Source organism: Verrucosispora sp. SN26_14.1, assembly GCF_004307965.1.
Classification (GTDB): domain Bacteria; phylum Actinomycetota; class Actinomycetes; order Mycobacteriales; family Micromonosporaceae; genus Micromonospora.
Genome location: NZ_SISL01000285.1, coordinates 1 through 7,791, shown reverse-complemented (window position 1 = coordinate 7,791; position 7,791 = coordinate 1). Strand labels below are relative to the sequence as shown.

Annotated in this window: 4 protein-coding genes and 1 pseudogene; 2 read left to right on the top strand and 3 right to left on the bottom strand. The window is 71.8% G+C overall.

Translation table 11 applies throughout. The features are described 5' to 3' along the window. Positions 1-1,297: pseudogene (locus tag EYA84_RS21775) on the bottom strand (hypothetical protein); the annotation flags it as partial. A gap of 142 nt (positions 1,298-1,439) precedes the next feature. After that, positions 1,440-2,000, bottom strand: a complete 561-nt coding sequence (locus EYA84_RS21770; RefSeq protein ID WP_131054901.1) for a sugar O-acetyltransferase — start codon at positions 1,998-2,000, stop codon at positions 1,440-1,442. 140 nt (positions 2,001-2,140) lie between these two features. On the opposite strand from EYA84_RS21770, the gene EYA84_RS21765 reads away from it, so the two are divergent. Continuing rightward, positions 2,141-5,467 carry a S8 family serine peptidase gene (locus EYA84_RS21765; RefSeq protein WP_131054900.1) on the top strand — a complete coding sequence of 1,109 codons (3,327 nt, stop codon included), beginning with the start codon at positions 2,141-2,143 and terminating at the stop codon, positions 5,465-5,467. A 107-nt stretch (positions 5,468-5,574) separates the two neighbouring features. Here EYA84_RS21765 and dapD read toward each other — a convergent pair whose 3' ends face one another. Then, positions 5,575-6,534, bottom strand: coding sequence for a 2,3,4,5-tetrahydropyridine-2,6-dicarboxylate N-succinyltransferase (gene dapD / locus EYA84_RS21760; RefSeq protein ID WP_131054899.1), 960 nt, complete (start codon positions 6,532-6,534; stop codon positions 5,575-5,577). A 137-nt stretch (positions 6,535-6,671) separates the two neighbouring features. Here dapD and dapE point away from each other — a divergent pair, with 137 nt between their 5' ends. Then, positions 6,672-7,745 (top strand): succinyl-diaminopimelate desuccinylase, encoded by a 1,074-nt coding sequence (gene dapE / locus EYA84_RS21755; protein ID WP_131054898.1) that lies wholly within the window; start codon positions 6,672-6,674, stop codon positions 7,743-7,745. Positions 7,746-7,791: the final 46 nt, after the last annotated feature.

Here is a 7,791-nt window from a genome sequence, read left to right as displayed (position 1 = left end):
CGAGATGAGCGCTAGTCTCGTGGGCTCGGAGATTTGTATAAGAGACCGGCCCGGAGCGGGCGGTCGCGCCGATCGCGATGAGTAGCAGCAGTTGGCCGGTGCCGAGCCAGGCGAGGACCCGGTCGAAGCCGGGCAGGGACCGGTCCTCCTGGCAGCCCGGCAGTGACGACGCGTCGCCGCAGCCGGCGGGTGGGCGGAGGGTGGCCAGCTGTGCCGCACCGCCCGCGCTGTCCGGCAGCATCAGCACCAAGACGGTGCCGACCAGCCCGAGGCCGGTGAGGACGATGACGGTGACGCTCCACGGGCCGAGCGGCGTCGCCCCGTCGCGCCGGGTCAGGAACGGCCGGCCGATCGCCACCACCGTGATCACGACGACCGCGACGAGCAACGCCACGGTGGGCCAGGCGATGACCGCCCGGGCTCCGTGCGGTGGGTGCAGGGCGAGGGTGGTACCGAGCGGGACGGCGACGGCGGCCACCGTACCGGTGCAGAGGTGCAGGACGGCGGCGCGGCGGAGCTGCCCCTCGCCCCACCAGAAGGTGGGATCTTCGAGTGGGTTGGCGAGCGGGCCCCGGGGTGGCTCGGGCGGCGACGGCGGCTCCTGTTCCGGCTGGCCGTCGGGCAGGTCGGCGTCGGCCGGTCCGGGTGGCTGGCGGACCGGCGGATCGGTCGGGTCGGCGGGCATCACCGCCTCGTACTGGTAGGTCCGCCAGGCGACCAGGCCGAGCACCACGATCAGGGCGAGCGGCACGAGCAGTCCGACCGCGAGCGCGCGGCTGCCCCGCTGCCACCAGGGGTCGGCGAGGAACTGCCAGGGCCCCGGGATCCGGCCCAGGCAACTGTCGTCGACGCACTGCCAGCCGATGAGGTCGACGCCGACGCCGGTGAGCGCCAGCACGGGTGTGGCCGTCAGCGTCAGGCAGAACAGTCGGATCAGCCAGGCGGTGATCCCGGACCGGCTGGCGAACCGTTCGCTGGTCGGGTCGGCCGGGATGCCGGGCCGGGCGTGCAGCGCCACGTTGGCCAGGGTGAAGGGCAGCAGCAGCGTCCACAGGGCCCGCTCCACGTCGCGCGCGGTCCGCGCGCCCGAGGTCAACTGCCCCCAGCTGTACGCCTCGACCACGATCGGGTCGCCCGTCGAGGTGCCGGGGGAGCGGTAGAAGCCGGTGACCGGTCCTCCGGCGACCAGTCGCGGCGGAGCGGGCTCGGTGCCCGGTTCGGTGGGCACACCCAGGGTCTCGGCCGGCGGCGTGTTCGACACGCCGTGTACGCGCAGTTCGAGGATCCGACCGCTCATGGCACGCCTCCCGGTGACGACTCTGTAACCCAGAGTGCCTGAACTGTGGAGGGAGTGCCATCCACCGCGAGGATGTTTTCGCAGGTAGGAACGTTTTTCGCGGAGATTGGTCCGGTCCGGACGGTGACCGAGTGTGCGCGGGTTATTGGTCCAGTTGGCGGACCGGGCGGGCCGGGTTGCCGACGGCGACGACGTTGGCGGGCAGGTCCTTGGTCACCACGGCACCCGCGCCGACCACCGTGTTCTCCCCGACGGTGACACCGGCCAGGACGATCGCCCCGCCGCCCAGCCAGACGTTGTCGCCGATGGTGATCGGCTTGGCCGCCTCCCACTTCGCCCGGCGCTGCTCCGGGTCCACCGGGTGGGTCGGGGTGAGCAGTTGTACGTTCGGGCCGACCTGCACGTCCGCGCCGATCGTGATCGGTGCGACGTCGAGGAAGACCGCGTTGAAGTTCACGAAGCTGCGTGGCCCGATCCGGATGTGGTAGCCGTAGTCGCAGTAGAACGGCGGGCGGATCCAGGTGTCCTCGCCGAGTTCGCCGAGCAGTTCCCGCAGTGCGGCGAGCCGGGCGTCGGGGTCGTCGGCGGGGCTGGTGTTGACGCGTTCCATCAGTCGGGCGGCGCGTTGGAGGTCGGCGAGGATCTCCGGCCCCTCGGCGAGGTACGGCTCTCCGGCCAGCATGCGTTCCTTCATGGATGCCACCCGCACGATCATGCCGTCATCCGCGATGCGCTGGTATCGACTTCGTCGAATTCTTGACTCCTTTGCGCATACTCGGTATGCAATCCTGGCAGGTGTCGATGTGACTCACATCGATAAGACACTCCAGAAGGAGGGTTCGGTTGCCTCGCAAAAGCAGACTGACCGCCATCGGGCTGGTGCTGGGCCTCGTGCTCGGCGCACCGGGCACGGCCACCGCCGGTCCGTCCCCCACCGCCGCACCGGGGTCCACCCCGTCGCCCGCCGCCCGTGCGGCGTCGGCCGGGAACACGACCGTCACCCTGATCACCGGTGACCGCGTCACGGTGAGCCCCTCCGGTGCGGCGAGCGTGCGCCCGGCCGAGGGCCGCTCGGGAATCCGCTTCCTCACCCAACGCCGGCAGGACCACCTCTGGGTGGTGCCGCAGGACGCCCTGCCACTGATCCAGGCGGGCCGCGTCGACCGGCGTCTCTTCGACGTGACCGGGTTGATCGCCGCCGGCTACGACGACCGCCACCGCAGCGACCTGCCGCTGCTGATGACGTACCCGGAGGGCGCCGCGCGGCGGACCGGGGTGCCCGACGGGGTGACCGTCACCCGTGACCTGGCCGCCATCGGCGGCGTCGCGGCCACCCTGGACAAGCAGGAGTCGAATCGGCTCTGGGCCGCCCTGGCCGGTGGCAGTGCGCGGATCGACGCGGCGGGGGGTGTCGAGCGGCTCTGGCTCGACGGCAGGCGACACCTGACTCTGGAGCACAGCGTGCCGCAGATCGGCGCGCCCGCCGCCCACCAGGCCGGCTTCACCGGTCGGGGCGTACGGGTGGCGGTGCTGGACACCGGCGTCGACGCCGCGCACCCCGACCTGGTCGGGCGGGTCGGCGCGGCGGAGAACTTCACCGAGGAGGAGAACCCCGGCGACATCGTCGGCCACGGGACCCACGTCGCGTCGATCATCGCCGGCAGTGGCGCCGCATCCGACGGCCGGAACCGAGGGGTCGCCCCGGACGCGACGCTGCTCGACGGCAAGGTCTGCGAGGAGTACGGCTGCCCCGACTCCGCCATCCTGGCCGGGATGCAGTGGGCCGCCGTCGACCAGCAGGCCGACGTGATCAACCTGAGCCTGGGCGGGACGGACAGCCCGCAGGTCGACCCGTTGGAGCTGGCGGTCGACACGCTGACCGCGCAGACCGGGGCGCTCTTCGTGATCTCGGCCGGCAACAGCGGCCGGGCCGGTTCGGTCGGTTCACCCGCCAGCGCGGACTCCGCACTCGCCGTCGGGGCCGTCGACCGGGACGACGACCTCGCCTTCTTCTCCAGCCAGGGTCCGCGAGTCGGCGACGACGCGCTGAAGCCGGACATCACCGCGCCGGGAGTGGACATCGTCGCCGCCCGGGGCGAGGGCACGCTGCTCGGCGATCCGGTCGGCGAACAGTACGTGTCGCTCTCCGGCACCTCGATGTCCGCGCCGCACGTCGCCGGTGCGGCGGCACTGCTCGCCCAGCAGCGCGGCGACGCCACGGCAGCCCAGCTCAAGGCCACCCTGATGTCCTCCGCCGCGCCGCATCCGGAGCTGACCGCCTATCAGCAGGGCGCCGGACGGGTCGACGTGGCGAGGGCGATCACCCAGCAGGTGACCAGTGAGCCGGCGAGCGTCTCGTTCGGCCGCACCCTCTGGCCGCACGCCGACGACGAGCCGATCACCCGCGAGGTGAACTGGCACAACACCGGGAGCACCGCGCTCACCCTGGACCTCGTCCTCGACGTCACCGGCCCGGACGGGACGCCCGCACCGGCCGGCATGTTCACGCTGAGCACGAGCAGCGTCGTGGTGCCCGCAGGCGGCACGGCGTCCGCCACCGTCACGACCGACACCAGCGTGGACGGCCCGGACGGTCACTACACCGGCCGGATCGTGGCCCGTGCCGGCGACACCGTGGCCCTCACCCCGTTGGCGGTCCACAAGGAGGTGGAGAGCTACACCGTGACGGTGCGGCACCTCGGGTCCGACGGTACGCCGACGGAGGACTACAGCACCTCACTGCTGGGCCTGGACGACTTCGTCGACTACTTCGCGTACGACCCGTCGGGCACCGCCGAGGTCCGCGTGCCCAAGGGCCGGTACGGGTTGAACAGCTACCTGTTCGACATGGAGACCGAGGAGTCCGCGTTCCTCGTCCGGCCGGAGCTGGCCGTCACGAGGGACACCACGGTCACCGTCGACGCCCGCCGGGCGAAGCCGGTGCGGATGACCGTGCCGCAACGGTCGGCGACTCCGGCCCTGGTGGACATCAGCGCGAACTTCCTCCTGGACGACGGCGGCGCCAGCTACGGCCTGCTCGCCTTCGACTTCACCGGCATCAGCACCGGGCAGCTCGGCCGCCCCGTCTCGCCGAAGAGGTTCCTCGGCACGGTGGGCAGTCAGTGGGCCGACGTGGAGGCGGAGAGCAGCTCCTACCTCTATGCCCTGGCGGAGAGCGTCCCGGGTCGGATGCCGACCGGGCTGATCCGGAACTACCGCAAGGGTGACCTGGCCACCGTCACGCAGAAGTTCCGCAGCGGGTACCCGGACACCGTCGCCGAACGGGCCGTCTATCCGGTCCACGAGGTGAACGTCGGCGGCTGGGCGATCATCCTGCCCACCGAGGCCCCCGGCAGCCGGGTCGAGTACTACAACACCAAGGGCATCCGCTGGAACGGTGACCTGACCTTCGGCGTACCGTCCGACGACGGGTGGCCGGTCGGGGTGGCCTTCCTCTTCTCGGACCCGACGGCCTACCGGGCGGGGAAGAAGTACCAGGACACCTGGAACAGCGCTCCCTACGGGCCGTCGTTCGCGGTGCCGCAGTGGCCGGGGGAGGGGCTCACCCGGCGGGGTGACGTGATCAGCCTGGCGGTGCCGCTGCACGGGGACGCCGCGGGGCACCACGGGGCTTCGGTGGCGGACACCTCGCGTACCGCGCTCTACCGCAACGGCAAGCTGGTCGGCGAGAGCCCGGACAACGGCTGGGGTGACTTCGAGGTGCCGGCCGGGACGGCGACGTACCGGATGGAGACCTCAGTGAAGCGCAGCTTCACCGACCTGAGCACGGAGGTCGCCGCCGCCTGGACCTTCCGGTCCCGGCACGTCCGGGGCGACGATCCGGTGGCGTTGCCCGCCTCGGCGATCAGGTTCACGCCTCGGCTCGACGGGGCGCACACCGCCCCGGCCGGCCGGTCCTTCGTGATCCCGGTCCAGGTGCAGCGGCAGCCCGGTGCGCCGTCGGCGCGGACCACCTCGGTGACCGTCGAGGTCTCCTACGACGGTGGCCGGACCTGGCAGCGGGCCCGGGTGAAGAAGGCCGGCAGCGGCTGGAAGGCCACCGTGCAGCATCCGAAGGGCACCGGCCACGTGTCCCTGCGGGCCGCCGCCCGGGACAGCGGCGGCAACACGGTGACCCAGCGGATCATCCAGGCGTACCGCCTGAAGTGATCACGTCGGTGGTGCCGGCACCGTCGGCACCGATGTAAGGAGGGGTCCCCTGCTATGCACCAGGCGTTAGCAGGGGACCCTTCCTTGCACGAGTCCGCGCGGAGGCGTCAGTCGTTCGCGTGCAGGGCGGCGTTCAGGGTGATGCCCTGACCGGTACGCGGCCGGGCCTCCAGCCCACCCGTGATCGAGTTGCGCCAGAACAGCAGCCCGTCGACTCCGGACAGCTCGCGGGCCTTGACCACCCGGCCGTCCGGCAGGGCGAGCTTCGAGGCGGCGGTGATGTAGCACCCCGCCTCCACCACACAGTCGTCGCCCAGCGAGATGCCGACACCCGCGTTCGCCCCGATCAGGCTGCGCTCGCCGATGCGTACCCTGTCGGTGCCGCCGCCGGAGAGCGTGCCCATGATGGAGGCGCCGCCGCCGATGTCGGAACCGTCGCCGACGACCACGCCCTGCACGATCCGGCCCTCGACCATGGAGGTGCCGAGCGTGCCGGCGTTGAAGTTGACGAAGCCCTCGTGCATCACGGTGGTGCCGGAGGCGAGGTGGGCGCCGAGGCGGACCCGGTCGGCGTCGGCGATCCGGACACCCGAGGGCACCACGTAGTCGGTCATCCGGGGGAACTTGTCCACCCCGTACACGGCCAGGTGACGGCCGGCGGCCCGCTCGATGACGCGCAGCTCGTCGACCCGCTCCGGCGGGCACGGCCCGGCGGAGGTCCAGGCCACGTTGGCCAGCTTGCCGAAGACGCCGTCGAGGTTGAGCTCGTTGGGCCGCACCAGGCGGTGGGAGAGCAGGTGCAGTCGCAGGTACGCGTCACTGGCGTCCTTGATCGGGTCGTCCAGCGAACCGATCACGGTGATCACCTGGACGGTACGCAGACCCGGCAGGGCCCGGTCGCCGATCGCACCCGGCGGAAGGTCCAGCACGTCTGCCTGGTCCTCGCCGGGGACCAACGGCAGCTCGCCGAGGCCCAGCTTGCCGGTCGGATACCAGGTGTCGAGCACCTGGTCGTCGGCGGTCATGGTGGCCAGGCCGATGCCCCACGCGGATTCTGTGGACGTCACTTACTCACCTCTCGCTCGCATGCTGCGCTGGCTGCTGCTCGCGACTGCGGGGTGCGCGAGCTCACTCCTCGCGCGTCGTCGAAGGGCTCGCGGGCTCGCGTCTCGCGGTCGCCGGTTGTGACGGTACCGTGCGGACCATGGAGAACCCGCTTACCCCCGAGGTCCTCGCCGATCCGGTGGCGTTGACCCGCGCCCTGGTCGACATCGAGTCGGTCTCGCTCAACGAGAAGGCCATCGCCGACTGCGTCGAGGAGGTGCTGCGGAAGCTGCCCCACCTGGCCACCTACCGGCACGGGAACACGGTGATGGCGCGTACCGACCTGGGGCGGGCGTCCCGGGTGGTGTTGGCCGGTCACCTGGACACCGTGCCGTTGAACAACAACTTCCCGTCCACGCTGCGCGGCGACCTGATGTACGGCTGCGGCACCTCGGACATGAAGTCCGGGGTGGCCTTCGCGCTGCACCTCGCGGCCACCCTGCCCGACCCGCGCTACGACGTGACGTACTTCTTCTACGAGGCCGAGGAAATCGAGTCCCGGTACAACGGCCTGCGGCTGGTGGCCGAGGCGTACCCGGAGTGGTTGACGGCCGACTTCGCCCTGCTGCTCGAACCGACGCACGGGATCGTCGAGGCGGGCTGCCAGGGCACCATGCGGGCGAGGGCGGTCACCACCGGCGTACGGGCCCACTCGGCGCGCGCCTGGCACGGCGTCAACGCGATCCACGGTGCCGGTGAGATCCTGCGGCGGCTGTCGGAGTACCAGGCGCGGCGGGTGACCATCGACGGGTGCGACTACCGCGAGGGCATGAACGCGGTGCGGATCAACGGTGGGGTGGCCGGCAACGTGGTCCCGGACCGGTGCGAGATCGAGGTCAACTACCGTTTCGCGCCGGACCGTACGCCGGCCGAGGCGGAGGCGCACCTGCGCGAGGTGCTCGCCGGGTACGAGGTGACGGTGACCGACTGCGCGCCCGGTGCGCTGCCCGGCCTGGAGGCCCCACCCGCCCAGGAGTTCCTGGCGGCGGTGGGTGCCGCCCCGATCGGCAAGCTGGGGTGGACCGACGTGGCCCGCTTCGCGGCGATGGGGATCCCGGCGCTCAACTTCGGTCCGGGTGATCCCAATCTCGCCCACCACCCGGACGAGCACGTCGAGATCGGCAAGATCCGTGACGGTGCCGCCACGCTGCACCGTTGGCTCGCCTCCGCCTGACCCGGCGGACTCGCGCGTCCGGTCGTGCGGGCGGCGGTGCGGTGCC